General features: G+C 67.7%; 13 protein-coding genes. 8 read left to right on the top strand and 5 right to left on the bottom strand.

Annotated elements, in window-relative coordinates; genetic code table 11:
- Positions 1 to 42 precede the first annotated feature (42 nt).
- Positions 43 to 1,719 (bottom strand): electron transfer flavoprotein-ubiquinone oxidoreductase, encoded by a 1,677-nt coding sequence (locus WDC87_RS15130; protein WP_061479353.1) that lies wholly within the window; start codon positions 1,717 to 1,719, stop codon positions 43 to 45.
- 257 nt (positions 1,720 to 1,976) lie between these two features.
- On the opposite strand from WDC87_RS15130, the gene WDC87_RS15125 reads away from it, so the two are divergent.
- Positions 1,977 to 3,140, top strand: a complete 1,164-nt coding sequence (locus WDC87_RS15125) for an acyl-CoA dehydrogenase family protein (RefSeq protein ID WP_024956299.1) — start codon at positions 1,977 to 1,979, stop codon at positions 3,138 to 3,140.
- A 331-nt stretch (positions 3,141 to 3,471) separates the two neighbouring features.
- On the opposite strand, the gene WDC87_RS15120 is transcribed toward WDC87_RS15125, so the two are convergent.
- Entirely contained in the window at positions 3,472 to 3,951 is a 480-nt protein-coding gene (locus tag WDC87_RS15120; protein WP_061479351.1) for a tRNA (cytidine(34)-2'-O)-methyltransferase, read from the bottom strand.
- Between the two features lie 69 nt (positions 3,952 to 4,020).
- Entirely contained in the window at positions 4,021 to 4,497 is a 477-nt protein-coding gene (locus WDC87_RS15115) for a hypothetical protein (RefSeq protein ID WP_014035556.1), read from the bottom strand.
- Between the two features lie 416 nt (positions 4,498 to 4,913).
- On the opposite strand from WDC87_RS15115, the gene WDC87_RS15110 reads away from it, so the two are divergent.
- From WDC87_RS15110 to WDC87_RS15095, 4 genes are all read left to right on the top strand, one after another.
- Positions 4,914 to 7,763: a pitrilysin family protein gene (locus WDC87_RS15110; RefSeq protein ID WP_227836884.1), complete on the top strand. Its 2,850-nt coding sequence runs from the start codon at positions 4,914 to 4,916 to the stop codon at positions 7,761 to 7,763.
- Positions 7,764 to 7,915: 152 nt separating this feature from the next.
- On the top strand, positions 7,916 to 8,233 hold the full coding sequence (locus tag WDC87_RS15105) for a DUF4156 domain-containing protein (RefSeq protein ID WP_005407628.1): 318 nt from the start codon (positions 7,916 to 7,918) through the stop codon (positions 8,231 to 8,233).
- 102 nt (positions 8,234 to 8,335) lie between these two features.
- Positions 8,336 to 9,352, top strand: coding sequence for a 3-oxoacyl-ACP synthase III (locus WDC87_RS15100; protein WP_005420782.1), 1,017 nt, complete (start codon positions 8,336 to 8,338; stop codon positions 9,350 to 9,352).
- Positions 9,353 to 9,492: 140 nt separating this feature from the next.
- The gene (locus WDC87_RS15095) at positions 9,493 to 10,383 is read left to right on the top strand and encodes an alpha/beta fold hydrolase (protein ID WP_072167325.1); all 891 of its coding nucleotides are present in this window, start codon (positions 9,493 to 9,495) and stop codon (positions 10,381 to 10,383) included.
- 76 nt (positions 10,384 to 10,459) lie between these two features.
- Here the strand turns inward: WDC87_RS15095 and WDC87_RS15090 are convergent, their stop codons facing one another.
- Positions 10,460 to 10,891, bottom strand: a complete 432-nt coding sequence (locus tag WDC87_RS15090) for a YkgJ family cysteine cluster protein (protein ID WP_005407630.1) — start codon at positions 10,889 to 10,891, stop codon at positions 10,460 to 10,462.
- A gap of 104 nt (positions 10,892 to 10,995) precedes the next feature.
- Here WDC87_RS15090 and oleC point away from each other — a divergent pair, with 104 nt between their 5' ends.
- From oleC to WDC87_RS15075, 3 genes are all read left to right on the top strand, one after another.
- Positions 10,996 to 12,654 carry an olefin beta-lactone synthetase gene (gene oleC, locus WDC87_RS15085; protein ID WP_227836885.1) on the top strand — a complete coding sequence of 553 codons (1,659 nt, stop codon included), beginning with the start codon at positions 10,996 to 10,998 and terminating at the stop codon, positions 12,652 to 12,654.
- On the top strand, positions 12,651 to 13,643 hold the full coding sequence (gene oleD, locus WDC87_RS15080; protein WP_188241375.1) for a 2-alkyl-3-oxoalkanoate reductase: 993 nt from the start codon (positions 12,651 to 12,653) through the stop codon (positions 13,641 to 13,643). Before oleC ends, oleD begins: the two co-directional genes overlap by 4 nt.
- 81 nt (positions 13,644 to 13,724) lie before the next feature.
- On the top strand, positions 13,725 to 13,880 hold the full coding sequence (locus WDC87_RS15075) for a DUF1328 domain-containing protein (RefSeq protein ID WP_005407633.1): 156 nt from the start codon (positions 13,725 to 13,727) through the stop codon (positions 13,878 to 13,880).
- Positions 13,881 to 13,956: 76 nt separating this feature from the next.
- On the opposite strand, the gene ddlA is transcribed toward WDC87_RS15075, so the two are convergent.
- The gene (gene ddlA, locus WDC87_RS15070; protein WP_252744265.1) at positions 13,957 to 15,051 is read right to left on the bottom strand and encodes a D-alanine--D-alanine ligase; all 1,095 of its coding nucleotides are present in this window, start codon (positions 15,049 to 15,051) and stop codon (positions 13,957 to 13,959) included.
- Positions 15,052 to 15,389 lie beyond the last annotated feature (338 nt).

Here is a 15,389-nt window from a genome sequence, read left to right as displayed (position 1 = left end):
TGGAGCGGCCGGGCTGCGACACGTGGTCGCAGCCCGGGGCGATCACATGCCCGAGTAGTTCGGGCCGCCGCCGCCCTGCGGGGTCACCCAGACGATGTTCTGGGTCGGGTCCTTGATGTCGCAGGTCTTGCAGTGCACGCAGTTCTGCGCGTTGATCTGCAGGCGCGCGTTGTCGGCGTCGCCGACGAACTCGTACACGCCGGCCGGGCAGTAACGGGCTTCGGGACCGGCGTACTCGGCCAGATTCACCTTCACCGGAATGCTCGGATCCTTCAGCGTCAGGTGGCTGGGCTGGTTCTCGTCGTGGTTGGTGCTGCTCAGGAACACCGAGCTGAGACGATCGAAGGTCAGCACGCCATCGGGCTTGGGGTAGGCGATGCGGGTGTGCTGCGACGCCGGCTCCAGGCAGGCGTGGTCCGGCTGGGTGCGGTGCAGGGTCCACGGCGGGTTGCGCACGCCCAGCTTCGGCAGCAGCCACTGCTCCACGCCGGTCATCAGCGTGGCAACGGTCTGGCCCTTCTTGAACCACTGCTTGAAGTTCTTGGCCTGCTGCAGTTCGGTGAACAGCCAGCTGGCTTCGAACGCCTTCGGGTAGGCGCTCAGTTCATCGTGCTGGCGATCGGCGGCCAGCGCGTCGAACGCGGCGTCGGCGCACAGCATGCCGGTCTTGATCGCGGCATGGCTGCCCTTGATGCGGCTGGCGTTGAGGTAGCCGGCCTCGCAGCCGACCAGCGCCCCCCCGGGGAACACCGTCTTCGGCAGCGACAGCAGGCCGCCGGCGGTGATCGCACGGGCGCCGTAACCGATGCGGGTGCCGCCCTCCAGGTGCTTGCGGATGGAGGGATGGGTCTTGAAACGCTGGAACTCCTCGAACGGGCTCAGCCACGGGTTCCTGTAGTCCAGGCCGACCACGTAACCAATGGCGACCTTGCCGCCGTCGGCGTGGTACAGGAACGCGCCGCCGTAGGTGTCGCTGTCCAGCGGCCAGCCAGCCGCATGCACCACCAGGCCCGGCTCATGCCTGGCCGGGTCGATCTGCCACAGCTCCTTGATGCCGATGCCGTAGGCCTGCGGGTCCTTGCCTTCGTCCAGTTTGTAGCGGGCGATCAGCTGGCGACCGAGGTGGCCGCGCGCACCTTCGGCGAAGATCGTGTACTTGGCGTGCAGCGCCATCCCACGCTCGAAGGCCGGACCGATGCTGCCGTCCTTCTCGATGCCCATGTCGCCGGTGGCCACGCCGATGACCTCGCCGTTGTCGCCGTACAGCACTTCTGCAGCGGCGAAGCCCGGGAAGATCGCAACCTCCAGCGCCTCGGCCTGCTGCGCCAGCCAGCGGGTCACTTCGCCCAGGCTGATGATGTAGTTGCCTTCGTTGTGGAAGCACTCCGGCAGCAGCGCGTTGGGGGTGCTGCGCGCGCCGGTCTCGCTGAGGAACAGGAATTCGTCGCGGGTGACCTTCTGCTTCAGCGGAGCGCCGCGCTCGGCCCAGTCCGGGAACAGCTCGGTCAGCGCGCGCGGATCCATCACCGCGCCGGACAGCACGTGCGCGCCCGGCTCGGAACCCTTCTCCAGCACGCATACCGACAGCTCGCGGCCGGCTTCGATCGCGCGCTGGCGCAGCCGGATCGCGGTGGCCAGGCCGGCGGGGCCGGCACCGACGATCACCACGTCGAATTCCATTACTTCACGCGGGGGCAGGGCGTTGGCTTCAGCGCTCATCGATTGCATGACTCGTGGGTAGGGCCGGCATCGGGGCCACCGGCGGTGCCTGGGAATCGCGCGTGCGGCCACGGGCGAAACGGTTGTTTGAATGTGTCAGGGTACCGGTACGCGCGTGATCGAGCTAGATCAGCGATGTTCACACCACGATTGCTGCATTGCAGCGTAGTGCTGCAGCTCTGGTGGGTGCCGACCTTGGTCGGCACGCTCTGCCCGGATGACCGACAATGGCCGGGTCCTGACTGCGCGTGAGTGCCATGGCTTTGCATCCGTACGATCTGTTCGATGTCCGTTCCCTGCTCAACGAGGAAGAGCGCGCAGTGCAGGAGAGCGTCGCCCGCTTCACCAACGAGCGCGTGCTGCCGATCATCGGCGATGCTTTCGACCAGGCCCGCTTCCCCGACGAACTGGTGCCGGAGATCGCCTCGTTGGGCCTGCTGGGCGCGACCCTGCCGACCGAGTACGGCGGCGGTGGTCTCGGCGCGGTCAGCTATGGCCTGATCTGCCAGGAGCTGGAGCGCGGCGATTCGGGCCTGCGCAGCTTCGTTTCGGTGCAGAGCTCGCTGTGCATGTATCCCATCTACGCGTACGGCAGCGAGGAACAGCGCCAGCAGTGGCTGCCGGCGATGGCACGCGGCGAACTGATCGGCTGCTTCGGCCTGACCGAGGCGCACGGTGGGTCCGACCCGGCCAGCATGAAGACCCGCGCGGTGCGCGACGGCAGCGACTGGCGCATCAGCGGCAGCAAGATGTGGATCACCAGCGGCCCGGTGGCCGACCTGGCCATCGTCTGGGCACAGACCGAGGACGGCATCCAGGGCTTCGTGCTGGAAAAGGGCATGGCCGGCTTCACGACGCAGGAGATCAAGCACAAGATGAGCCTGCGCGCGTCGCTGACCGGCGCGCTGTTCTTCGATGACGTGCGCGTGCCCGACAGCCATCGCCTGCCGAACGTGAAGGGCCTGAAGGGGCCGCTGGGCTGCCTGACCCAGGCCCGTTACGGCATCAGCTGGGGGCCGATCGGTGCGGCGATTGCCTGCCTGGATGAAGCGCTGGGCTATGCCAAGGAGCGCGTGCTGTTTGGTCGTCCGCTGGCGGCCACGCAGAGCGCGCAGATCAAGCTGGCCGAGATGGCCCGCCGCATCACCACCGCGCAGCTGCTGGCCTTGCAGCTGGGCCGGCTGAAGGAAGCCGGCCAGCTGCAGCCGCAGCAGGTCAGCCTGGCCAAGTGGAACAACTGCCGCATGGCGATTGACATCGCCCGCGAGTGTCGCGATCTGCTCGGTGGGGCCGGGATCACCACCGAGCACGTGGCGATCCGCCACGCGCTGAACCTGGAATCGGTGATCACCTACGAGGGCACCGAGACCGTGCACCAGCTGGTGATCGGCCGCGAACTGACCGGCATCAACGCGTTCTGAGTGCATCGGTAGTGCCGGCCGCTGGCCGGCATAGTCCAGCAGCGTATCCGCAGGCGGGCGATCGATGTACCGAACCGCGCACCGGACGGAACTGCCGCGAGGGTTCAAGGACAGCCTGTACCGCGCGGCTGTTGGGTCCGCCTTGAAGCGAGCCGAGCACCGCAGGTCCGGCGGGGGCGAAAAGGCGCGGGTGTCTGAGCGCAGCGAGTTCCGCGCCGTCCCCCGGCGGGCCGAGGAGCGCAGGTTACCGGTGCGCAGCACCGGCTCGCCGATGGCGGCGCGTTTCTTTGGTTACTTTCTTTGCGCGAGCAAAGAAAGTGACACACGTGAGCTACGCGCCGCCGGCAAACCCATGCTGCCGCCACGCCTCGTACATCACCACCGCAACGGTGTTGGAAAGATTGAGGCTGCGGTTGTCCGGCCGCATCGGCAGGCGCAGGCGGCGGCCATCCGGCAGTGCATCGAGCACGTCCTGCGGCAGGCCACGGCTTTCCGGGCCGAACAGAAACGCATCGCCCTCTTCAAAGGCCACGCTGTCGTAGCGCACGCTGGCGCGGGTACTGAGTGCGAACAACCGATTCGGTGCGATCCGCGCCAGCGCGGTGTCCAGGTCGGGGTGCACCTGCAGGCGCGAGTACTCGTGGTAGTCCAGCCCGGCGCGCTTGAGCTGCTTGTCTTCCAGTGCGAAGCCAAGCGGCTCGACCAGGTGCAGCTGCGCGCCGGTGTTGGCACAGAGCCGGATCACATTGCCCGTGTTGGGCGGGATTTCCGGTTGGAACAGGATCACGTGGAACTGGGGCGCGGCATTCATCGGCGCAGTGTACCTGCGACGACCGCCGCCTTTACGGCGCACGCCCTGCGCGGGGCAGGGCGGCACCGGTTACGGGCGCAGCAGGACCTGGGCGGTTTCGGTGGCCAGGGCCTGCAGGTCGGCGGCGCTCGGACGCACCTGCAGGGCCGGCAGGTTGACGATGACCGAGTTGGCGACGTTGGTGGCGGCGGCAGCCAGGGTCGCGGCGTAGCGCTGGGCTTCCAGTTCGGCGGCCAGGGCGACGCGCTGTTCCAGGCTCGGGCGCACTTCCACCGAGGCCAGCGTGGTGATCGGCATCGCGGCGGCGACCGGGGCGGCGACGTAGCCGTTGCGCTCGGCCAGCTGGTCGGCGCTCGGGCGCACTTCCACGGTGGCCAGGGTCGGGATGCCGCTGGCCTGTTCCCAGGCCTGCTGGGCCAGCTGGTCGGCGGCCGGGCGAACCTGCACGGTGGACAGGGTCTTGATGGATTCGGAGGCCTGCACCGACGAAACAACCGCGGTGCCGGCGATCAGGGCGATGGCGATGGCAATGGTCTTGGCGTTCATGACGGGGCCTGTTTAGTGTTGGTGAGCAGTGGTGTGGTAGTAAGGTAGTACACCAATTCTGGGCATGCAAGAGAAATTTGCTATTTCCTGCATCTGTTCAGTCTTCAGTCAGCTTTTGTCTGAAGCCCTTCCTGGCGCAGGAAGTACCAAGCAATCCGCGTGCCAACTTTTAGTTGTTGATTTGCAAGGCTTTTATGTGGTCCCGAAAGTGTCCGGTGGGCGGACACCTGTCCATTCGATAAGCCGCGGACACTGTCCGGACGCCTCCAGCCGGCGTCTGTGACGTTTCAAGAGCGCCCGTGGGCGTCGGGCAGGATGGCCATCTGGGCAAACACCCCCAGTGACTGGCGACCGATTCCGGCCGCCGCGCGCGCAGGCTAGGATCGGGGTTCACCTATGTGACCAAGGATCCGGATATGTCTCTCGCCCTTCGCCCGCGCGCTGCACTGCTGGCCGTCGCCCTCAGCACCGCCCTGGGCACGCTTGTGCCTTCCCATGCGCTGGCGGCCAAGCCGGCCGCACCGGCCAAGGTCGATATCCCGTACGAGCAGTTCACCCTGCCCAACGGCCTGCGCGTGATCGTGCATACCGATCGCAAGGCGCCGATCGTTGCGGTCAACGTCTGGTACCACGTGGGCAGCAAGGACGAGCCGGCTGGCCGTACCGGCTTCGCGCACCTGTTCGAACACCTGATGTTCCAGGGCAGCGAAAACCACGACGGCGAATTCTTCGAACCGTTCAAGCAGGTGGGTGCCACCAACCAGAACGGCACCACCAACACCGATCGCACCAACTATTTCGAAAACGTGCCGACCACCGCGCTGGACATGGCGCTGTGGATGGAATCGGACCGCATGGGCCATCTGGTCGGTGCGATCGACCAGGCCGCGCTGGACGAGCAGCGTGGCGTGGTGCAGAACGAGAAGCGCCAGGGCGAGAACCAGCCCTACGGCCAGGCCTGGGACCAGCTCAACAAGGCGCTGTACCCGGTGGGCCACCCGTACCACCACGGCGTGATCGGATCGATGAACGATCTGAACGCGGCGTCGCTGGATGACGTGAAGACCTGGTTCCGTACCTGGTACGGCCCGAACAACGCGGTGCTGGTGCTGGCCGGCGACATCGACCTGGCCACCGCCAAGGAAAAGGTCGCCAGGTACTTCGGCAGCATCCCGGCCGGCCCGACCATGGCGCAGCCGGCGGTGAACGTGGCCAAGCGTAGTGCCGACACGCGCGAGACGATGACCGACAAGGTGCCGCAGGCGCGCATCTACCGCGCCTGGAACGTGCCGCAGGTCGGCACCATCGAGGTCGATCAGCTGCAGTTGTTCGCGCAGGTGCTGGGCGGTGCGAAGTCTTCGCGCCTGAGCCAGCGCCTGCAGCACCAGGACAAGCTGGTGGACAGCATCGCGTCGGGCCTGTCGACCTCGCAGTTGGGCTCGAACTTCGTGATCATGGCGACGGTCAAGCAGGGCCAGGACCCGGCCAAGGTCGAGAAGATCATCGACGAGGAACTGGACCGGCTGATCAAGCAGGGCCCGACCGCGGCCGAACTGGAGCGTGCCAAGACCGGTGCCCGCGCCGGCTTCATCCGCGGCATCGAGCGCATCGGTGGCTTCGGCGGCAAGGCCGACGCCCTTGCAGAATGTGCGGTGTTCACAGGCGACCCGGGCTGCTTCCGCACCTCGCTGGCCAACATCGAGAAGGCCAGTGCTGCTGATCTGAGCCGGCTGGGCGCGCAGTGGCTGGACAAGGGCAGCCACACCCTGGTGATCGCGCCGGGTGAGCGCGTGGCGCTGAAGGAAGACCCGAGCCAGGCGCCGAAGCCGTTCACCGTGCCGGCGGTGGACCCGAAGTACAGCACCCTGCCCGAGCAGGTCGACCGCAAGGCCGGCGTGCCGCAGACCCGCGAGTTCCCGCAGCTGAAGTTCCCGGCGCTGCAGCGCGCGACGCTGAAGAACGGTACCCAGGTGATCCTGGCCGAGCGCCACGAGATTCCGGTGGTGCAGTTCAGCTACCAGTTCCCGGGCGGCTTCAGTGCCGACCAGGGCCGCAAGCCGGGCACCGCCAACTTCACCATGAGCCTGATGACCGAAGGCGCCGGCAAGCTGGGCTCGCTGGCCTTCGCCGACGCCGCGGATGCGCTGGGCGCCAGCCTGGATGCCTCGGCCGGCCTGGACTCGATGAGCGTGGACCTGTCGGCGCTGAAGGAAAACCTGGTGCCGTCGCTGGCGCTGTACCGCGACCTGCTGCGCGAGCCGCGCTTCGAGCAGGGCGAGATCGACCGGGTCAAGGCGAGCTGGATCGCGGGCATCCAGCAGGAGAAGGTCAACCCGGGTGCGGTGGCGATGCGCGTGCTGCCCCCGCTGCTGTACGGCAAGGGCCACCCGTATGCCATTCCGTTCACCGGTAGCGGTGACGAGGCGGCGATCAACGGCCTGACCCGCGAGGACCTGGTCGACTTCCACCACGACTGGCTGCGCCCGCAGAACGGCACCCTGATCGTGGTCGGCGACACCACCCTGGCCGAGATCGTGCCGCTGCTGGACAAGCAGCTGGGCGACTGGAAGGCCAGTGGCGAGGCCCCGCAGGTGAAGGCGGCCACCGACGTTGCGCTGCCGAAGGGCCCGCGCGTGTTCCTGATCGACCAGCCGGGCGCGGTACAGGCCAACCTGTTTGCCGGCCAGGTGGTGGCACCTTCCAGCGCCACCAGCTCGACCCGCTTCGACATCGCCAACGGCGTGATCGGCGGCGACTTCACCTCGCGCCTGAACATGAACCTGCGCGAGGACAAGCACTGGTCGTACGGTGCGCGCAGCAGCGCGGTCAATTCGGTGGGCCAGCGCCCGTGGATGGCCAGCGCGCCGGTGCAGATCGACAAGACCGGCCCGGCACTGGCGGAAATGCGCAAGGAAATCGCCGCGTTCGCCGATGGCAGCAAGCCGGCCACCGCTGCCGAGGTCAACCGCATCCGCAACATCCAGACCCTGAGCCTGCCCGGTGCCTACGAGACCGCCAGTGCGGTGGCGTCGACCATCGGTTCGATCGTGCAGTTCAAGCGCCCGGACGACTATGTGCTGCGGCGCAAGGCCGAGATCGAGGCGATGACCCCGGCGCAGGTGCAGCAGGCCGCCGCCGAGATCAAGCCGCAGGCCCTGACCTGGGTGGTGGTGGGTGACCTCAAGCAGACCGAAGCGGCCGTGCGCGCGCTGAACCTGGGCGAGGTGACGGTGATCGACGCCGAAGGCAACCCGGTCAAGAAATAAGGGATGTGCCTGCCCGCCCTGGCGGGCAGGCCTCCCCAGGTAGTGCCGGCCGCTGGCCGGCAACCCCGTCATGCATCCGGGGTCAGAGCCCCGGCTACCCCCGATTCAGGCTGTTCAGGCAGAATCCCCCCATACCCTTCCAGGATCTGCCCATGCGCGTTCTGCTGCTTTCCTCCCTGCTGCTCACCGTCACCGCCTGTACCTGGGTGCCGATCGAACCGGCCGGCAAGGCAACCCGCGTGCTGCCGGCAGGGCCGGTTCCGGCCGGCTGCATCGCCAAGGGCGAGGTGGTGGTCACCGTGAAGAGCAAGGTCGGCTTCTACAACCGCAACCCGCTGCGGGTGCAGGAAGAGCTGGAAACCCTGGCCCGCAACGAGGCCCCGAGCGCCGGTGCCAATGCCGTCCAGGCCGCTGCGGCCCCCGCCGATGGCAGCCAGCGCTTCGCCGCGTTCCAGTGCCCGCCGCGCTGAACGCTTCACCATACGGCCGAGGCTGAATTCGTAAAGATGCGGTGAAAGCCCGGGGGTTATAGAATAGCGCCCCCTTTTGCCTGAGCCTTGGCGCTAACCTCGATGCTCTTCAAGAATGTCTCGATCGCCGGCCTGGCACACGTCGACGCACCGCATACGCTGACGACCAAGGAAATCAACGAACGCCTGCAGCCGACGTTGGATCGCCTGGGTATCCGCACCGATGTGCTCGGCGACATCGCCGGCATCCACGCCCGCCGCCTGTGGGACAACGGCGTGCTGGCGTCGGACGCCGCCACCATGGCCGGCCGCAAGGCACTGGAAGACGCGGGCATCACCGCGACCCAGGTCGGCCTGCTGGTCAACACCTCGGTCAGCCGCGACTACCTGGAGCCGTCCACGGCCTCGATCGTGTCGGGCAACCTCGGTGTCAGCGACGAATGCATGACCTTCGACGTCGCCAATGCCTGCCTGGCCTTCATCAACGGCATGGACATCGCGGCGCGCATGATCGAGCGCGGTGATATCGACTACGCGCTGGTGGTGGACGGCGAGACCGCCAACCTGGTGTACGAGAAGACCCTGGAGCGCATGACCGCCCCGGACGTCACCGCCGACGACTTCCGCAACGAGCTGGCCGCGCTGACCACCGGGTCGGGCGCCGCCGCGATGGTGATGGCGCGCGCGGAGCTGGTGCCGGACGCGCCGCGCTACAAGGGCGGCGTGACCCGCTCGGCCACCGAGTGGAACCAGCTGTGCCTGGGCAACCTGGACCGCATGGTCACCGACACCCGCCTGTTGCTGATCGAAGGCATCAAGCTGGCGCAGAAGACCTTCAGCGCCGCCAAGATCGCACTCGGCTGGGCCGTGGAGGAGCTGGACCAGTTCGTGATCCACCAGGTCAGCCAGCCGCACACCGCCGCGTTCATCAAGAACTTCGGCATCGACCCGAAGAAGGTCATGACCATCTTCGGCGAGCACGGCAACATCGGCCCGGCCTCGGTGCCGATCGTGCTGAGCAAGCTCAAGCAGCTGGGCAAGCTGAAGAAGGGCGATCGCATCGCGCTTCTGGGTATTGGCTCGGGCCTGAACTGCTCGATGGCTGAAGTGGTCTGGTAAGCAGCCCGTTGCCCGACCTCCTGTAGAGCCGAGCCATGCTCGGCTCACGCGCGCAGCGCGGCTCTTCCGCAGCGGACCGGAGAGCAGCCGAGCAACGGCTCGGCTCTACATTGCGCCGCGACTCTCCTTAGGTGCTCCGCATGCGCGATCTTCCCGGTTACCCCGCCCACCCGCAGCGCTTCGAGGTCCGCCCCGGCCTGTCGATGAACTATCTCGACGAGGGCCCGCGCGATGGCGAGGTGGTGGTGATGGTGCACGGCAACCCGTCGTGGAGCTATTACTGGCGCACGCTGGTGGCCGGCCTGTCGGACACCTACCGCTGCATCGTGCCGGACCACATCGGCATGGGCCTGTCGGACAAGCCGGACGACAGCCGCTATGAGTACACGCTGCAGTCGCGCGTGGACGATCTTGATGCGCTGCTGAAGCACCTGGGCATCACCGGCCCGGTGACCCTGGCCGTGCACGACTGGGGCGGCATGATCGGGTTCGGCTGGGCGCTGTCGCACCACGACCAGGTGAAGCGCCTGGTCGTGCTCAACACCGCTGCCTTCCCGATGCCGGCGGCGAAGAAGATGCCGTGGCAGATCGCGCTGGGCCGCCACTGGAAGATCGGCGAGTGGATCATCCGCAGCTTCAACGCGTTCTCGTCCGGTGCCTCGTGGCTGGGCGTGGAGCGGAAGATGCCGGCCGATGTGCGCCGCGCCTACGTGTCGCCGTATAACAGCTGGGCCAACCGCATCAGCACCATCCGCTTCATGCAGGACATCCCGCTGTCGCCGGCCGACAAGGCCTGGTCGCTGCTGGAGCGTGCCGGCAAGGCACTGCCCTCGTTCGCCGACCGCCCGGCCTTCCTCGGCTGGGGCCTGCGTGACTTCGTGTTCGACCATCATTTCCTGAAGGGTTTCCAGGCCGCACTGCCGCAGGCCCAGGTGCATGCCTTCGAGGACGCCGGCCACTATGTGCTGGAAGACAAGCACGAAGTGCTGGTACCGGAGATCCGCGCGTTCCTGGACGCCAACCCGATCTGATCGGTGTGCCGACCAACGGTCGGCACCCACAAGTGGAAGGTATGGGTGGGTGCCGACCGTTGGTCGGCACACCGGATTACGCGGCGACCGGTGCCTGCGGCGGCGAGGACGGGCTGTTGCCGTTGTCGTCCGGGTGATCGTCGTCATTGTCGGCGTCATCGCGCCAGCGCCAGTCGGCCGGCGTCAGCGGATCCAGGCCATAGGCAATGCGCGCCTTGTCGCACTGCGGGCTGGCCTTGCCGTATTCCCACGATGCATCCACCTCACGGCACACGCTGGGCCGGTTGGGGTGGATGGTGCAGCGTGAATACACGCCGATCTGCGCATCCAGCGCGACGCAGCGCACCGGCTTGGAATGGGTGCCGCGCATGCACAGGCGGTGCGGATCCAGCACCTCGGTGAGCTGATGCGGCACGCCGCCGGGGGTGACCTCGTCCGATTCCATCCAGTGGAAGGCCACGCGGTACTGGGTGCAGCAGGCGCCGCAGGTCATGCAGGGATGTTGCATGGGCAAGCCGCCTCGGGCGGCAGTCGGAATCAGGAACGAGGGTGCGGATTTTCCACGAAGTGGGCCGCCGCGCAAGAAATTCCGTAAGCGGCGACAATGAACGGATGAACCGACCCTGCAATATCGCCGCACGGCTGCCTGAACTGGCGCGTGAACGCCCCGACCAGATCGCCATCCGCTGCCCCGGCCGCCGCGGCGCCGGCAACGGCATGGCCGCCTACGATGTCACCCTCGATTACCGTCAGCTGGACGCCCGCAGTGATGCCATGGCCGCCGGCCTGGCCGGCTACGGGATCGGCCGTGGCGTGCGCACGGTGGTGATGGTGCGGCCTTCTCCGGAGTTCTTCCTGCTGATGTTCGCGCTGTTCAAGCTGGGCGCAGTGCCGGTGCTGGTCGATCCGGGCATCGACCGGCGCGCGCTGAAGCAGTGCCTGGACGAGGCGCAGCCGCAGGCCTTCATCGGCATTCCGCTGGCGCATGTGGCGCGGCTGGTGCTGCGCTGGGCGCCGTCGGCCACCCGGCTGGTGACGGTCGGCCGCCGCCTCGGCTGGGGCGGCACCACGCTGGCCGCGCTGGAGCGCGCTGGCGCCAGCGCTGGGCCGATGCTGGCCGACACCGATGGCGAGGACATGGCGGCGATCCTGTTCACCAGCGGCTCCACCGGCGTGCCCAAGGGCGTCGTCTACCGCCACCGCCACTTCGTCGGCCAGATCCAGTTGCTGGGCAGTGCCTTCGGCATGGAAGCGGGTGGGGTGGACCTGCCGACCTTCCCACCGTTCGCGCTGTTCGACCCGGCGCTGGGGCTGACCTCGGTGATCCCGGACATGGACCCGACGCGGCCGGCGCAGGCCGACCCGGGACGCCTGCACGATGCCATCCAGCGCTTCGGCGTGACCCAGCTGTTCGGCTCGCCAGCGCTGATGCGGGTGCTGGCCCGGCACGGGCGGCCACTGCCGACGGTGACCCGGGTGACCTCGGCCGGGGCACCGGTGCCGCCGGACGTGGTCGCCACCATCCGCAGCCTGCTGCCGGCCGATGCGCAGTTCTGGACTCCCTATGGCGCCACCGAGTGCCTGCCGGTGGCGGTGGTCGAAGGCCGCGAACTGGAGCGCACCCGCGCGGCGACCGAGGCCGGTGCCGGCACCTGCGTGGGCAACGTGGTGGCCCCCAACGAGGTGCGCATCATCGCCATCGACGACGCACCGCTGCCGGACTGGTCGCAGGCGCGCGTGCTGGCGGTGGGGGAAGTGGGGGAAATCACCGTGGCCGGGCCGACCGCCACCGACAGCTACTTCAACCGCCCGCAGGCCACCGCGGCGGCGAAGATCCGCGAGACGCTGGTCGATGGCAGCACCCGCGTGGTGCATCGCATGGGCGACGTCGGTTATTTCGATGTGCAGGGCCGCCTGTGGTTCTGCGGGCGCAAGACCCAGCGCGTGGAAACCGCGCGCGGGCCGCTGTACACCGAGCAGGTCGAGCCGGTGTTCAACACCGTGGCCGGCGTGGCGCGCACGGCACTGGTCGGCGTCGGCGCCGCCGGCGCGCAGGTGCCGGTGCTGTGCGTGGAACTGCAGCGCGGCCGGTCCGACAGCCCGGCGCTGCAGGAAGCGCTGCGTGCGCACGCGGCCGCCCGCCTGCCAGAGGCCGGCCTGCAGCACTTCCTGGTGCATCCGGCGTTCCCCGTCGATATCCGTCACAACGCCAAGATCGGCCGCGAAAAGCTCGCCGTCTGGGCCAGCGCCGAACTGGAGAAGCGCGCATGAAGATCCTGGTCACCGGTGGCGGTGGTTTCCTTGGGCGGGCGCTGTGCCGCGGGCTGGTCGAGCGTGGCCACCAGGTGCTGGCGTTCAACCGCAGTCATTACTCGGAACTGCAGGCGATGGGCGTGGGCCAGATCCGCGGTGATCTGGCCGATGCGCAGGCGGTGCTGCATGCGGTGGCCGGCGTCGATGCGGTGTTCCACAACGGCGCCAAGGCCGGCGCATGGGGCAGCTATGACAGCTACCACCAGGCCAACGTGGTCGGCACCGACAACGTCCTCGCGGCCTGCCGCGTGCATGGCATCAACCGGCTGGTCTACACCTCCACGCCCAGCGTGACCCATCGTGCCACGCACCCGGTGGAAGGCCTCGGGGCTGACGAGGTGCCGTACGGCGAAGATTTCCAGGCGCCGTATGCGGCCACCAAGGCAATCGCCGAACAGCGCGTGCTGGCCGCCAACGATGCGTCGCTGGCGACGGTGGCACTGCGCCCGCGGCTGATCTGGGGCCCCGGTGACCAGCAGCTGGTGCCCAGGCTCGCCGAGCGTGCGCGGCAGGGACGCCTGCGCCTGGTCGGCGATGGCAACAACAAGGTCGATACCACCTACATCGACAACGCCGCGCTGGCGCACTTCCTCGCCTTTGACGCCCTGGCACCGGGCGCTGCGTGTGCGGGCAAGGCCTACTTCATCTCCAACGGCGAGCCGTTGCCGATGCGCGAGCTGGTGAACAAGCTGTTGGCTGCGGTGGGTGCGCCATCCGTGGACAAGGCGATCAGCTTCAAGACCGCCTACCGCATCGGCGCCGTCTGCGAGCGGCTGTGGCCGCTGCTGCGCCTGCGCGGCGAGCCGCCGCTGACCCGCTTCCTGGCCGAGCAGCTGTGCACGCCGCACTGGTACAGCATGGAACCGGCGCGCCGTGACTTCGGCTACGTGCCGCAGGTCAGCATCGAAGAAGGGCTGCGCAGGCTGAAGGCTTCATCTGCTGCATAGATCGCCATCACTGGTTGCACACCGCAGGATCGGGAGGATGGACCCACGCCATCCAAGGCTCGACCACCCGCGAGGAGCGCCATGCTGCACTATGCCATCATCTTCTTTGTCATCGCCATCATCGCCGCCGTTCTGGGTTTCTCCGGAATTGCCGGCGCCGCAACGAACATCGCCTGGATCCTGTTCGTGGTGTTCCTGATCCTTGCGGTGATCTCGATGTTCCGCAAGCGAGGCTAGCTGGTAGTGCCGGCCGCTGGCAGGTATCGCTTTCCGCAGAGTCGAGCCATGCTCGACTCTGCGGGCGATAACAACGCTATACAGCGCTCTGCAGTTCGCGATCGGCTTCATGGCGCTCCAGCGCCAGCTCGATCAGGCGGGTGATCAGCGTGGTGTAGTCCACGCCGCTGGCACCCCACAGCTTCGGGTACATGCTGATGCGGGTGAAGCCCGGCAGCGTGTTGACCTCGTTGATGGTGATGTCGCCGCCCGCGGTGAGGAACACATCCACGCGCGCCATGCCGGCACACTCCAGCGCCTGGTAGGCCCGCAGCGCGATCTGCTGGATCCGCGCCTGGGTTGCAGCATCGATATCCGCGGGTACCACCACTTCGGCACCATCGGCGTTGATGTACTTGGTGTCGTAGGCGTAGAACTCGTCGTGCACCACCACTTCACCGCACAGGCTGGCCTGCGGATGTTCGTTGCCCAGCACCGCGCACTCGATCTCGCGGCCGATCACCGCCGATTCCACCAGCACTTTGTGGTCGTAGCGCAGCGCCAATGCCAGCGCTCCGGCAAAGCCCGCCGCATCCTTGACCTTGCTCACGCCTACCGATGAGCCTTGGTTGGCCGGCTTCACGAACAGCGGCAGGCCAAGCCGGGCGATCACCGCATCGACATCCACTTCCGCCACCTGGTGGCGGCGGATGCACAGCCACGGCGCCACCTGCAGCCCGGCGTCGCGCAGCAGGCGCTTGGTCACGTCCTTGTCCATCGCCGCTGCCGAGCCCAGTACCGGCGAACCGACGAAGGGCAGGTTGGCCATGCGCAGCAGGCCCTGCAGCGCGCCGTCCTCGCCCAGCGGCCCGTGCACGATCGGCAGCACCACATCGACCTGGCCGAGCGCGTAGGCCGCATCGCACGGCTGCAGCTGCCCCTGCTCGGCGCCCGGGCGCACCACCAGCGACGTGCCGGAGCGATGCAGCGCGATGCGCGAGGGATCTTCGGCATTGATCAGGAACGTCTCCGGCTGGCTCAGGTGCCACTGCCCCTGCTTGTCGATGCCGACCAGCACCGGCTCGAAGCGCTCGCGATCGAGCGCATCGAGGATGTTCTTCGCCGACTGCAGTGAAACTTCGTGCTCGGAAGACTTGCCCCCGAAGATGATGCCGACCCGGGTCCGTGCCATGGGGAATGCGATGTCCTGTGCGTTGCGTGGCCTCATAGCATGAACCTTCATCAGCCCTCCGCGTGAGGCACAGATGAACCGGATATCCATCCACGCATGGCGTGGATCTGCCGTGTCGACCAAGGTCGACACCCACCAACAGCAACACAGAACGCCGTCCCGACAGATCGCAGCAAGCTGTCGAAGGCGGGGTGGGGGGGGGGGGGGGGGGGGGGGGGGGCGGGGGGGGGGGGGGCCCGGGGGGCTGGCGGGGTGGTTGGTGCGCGCCCCCCCCCCGCCCCCCCCCCCCCCCGCCCCCCTCCCGCCGCTGTTTTTTTAGCTGCGGGGTTTTGTTATTG

Origin of the sequence: Stenotrophomonas maltophilia group sp. Smal12, assembly GCF_037079935.1 — a bacterium.
Taxonomy (GTDB): domain Bacteria; phylum Pseudomonadota; class Gammaproteobacteria; order Xanthomonadales; family Xanthomonadaceae; genus Stenotrophomonas; species Stenotrophomonas sepilia.
This window is presented reverse-complemented; position numbering and strand designations above follow the sequence as displayed.

Excerpts from the sequence above, each read along its gene's own strand:
- WDC87_RS15130 (WP_061479353.1), bottom strand. The coding sequence starts at position 1,719 with ATGAGCGCTGAAGCCAACGCCCTGCCCCCGCGTGAAGTAATGGAATTC.
- WDC87_RS15125 (WP_024956299.1), top strand. The coding sequence starts at position 1,977 with ATGGCTTTGCATCCGTACGATCTGTTCGATGTCCGTTCCCTGCTCAAC.
- WDC87_RS15120 (WP_061479351.1), bottom strand. The coding sequence starts at position 3,951 with ATGAATGCCGCGCCCCAGTTCCACGTGATCCTGTTCCAACCGGAAATC.
- WDC87_RS15115 (WP_014035556.1), bottom strand. The coding sequence starts at position 4,497 with ATGAACGCCAAGACCATTGCCATCGCCATCGCCCTGATCGCCGGCACC.
- WDC87_RS15110 (WP_227836884.1), top strand. The coding sequence starts at position 4,914 with ATGTCTCTCGCCCTTCGCCCGCGCGCTGCACTGCTGGCCGTCGCCCTC.
- WDC87_RS15105 (WP_005407628.1), top strand. The coding sequence starts at position 7,916 with ATGCGCGTTCTGCTGCTTTCCTCCCTGCTGCTCACCGTCACCGCCTGT.
- WDC87_RS15100 (WP_005420782.1), top strand. The coding sequence starts at position 8,336 with ATGCTCTTCAAGAATGTCTCGATCGCCGGCCTGGCACACGTCGACGCA.
- WDC87_RS15095 (WP_072167325.1), top strand. The coding sequence starts at position 9,493 with ATGCGCGATCTTCCCGGTTACCCCGCCCACCCGCAGCGCTTCGAGGTC.
- WDC87_RS15090 (WP_005407630.1), bottom strand. The coding sequence starts at position 10,891 with ATGCAACATCCCTGCATGACCTGCGGCGCCTGCTGCACCCAGTACCGC.
- oleC (WP_227836885.1), top strand. The coding sequence starts at position 10,996 with ATGAACCGACCCTGCAATATCGCCGCACGGCTGCCTGAACTGGCGCGT.
- oleD (WP_188241375.1), top strand. The coding sequence starts at position 12,651 with ATGAAGATCCTGGTCACCGGTGGCGGTGGTTTCCTTGGGCGGGCGCTG.
- WDC87_RS15075 (WP_005407633.1), top strand. The coding sequence starts at position 13,725 with ATGCTGCACTATGCCATCATCTTCTTTGTCATCGCCATCATCGCCGCC.
- ddlA (WP_252744265.1), bottom strand. The coding sequence starts at position 15,051 with ATGGCACGGACCCGGGTCGGCATCATCTTCGGGGGCAAGTCTTCCGAG.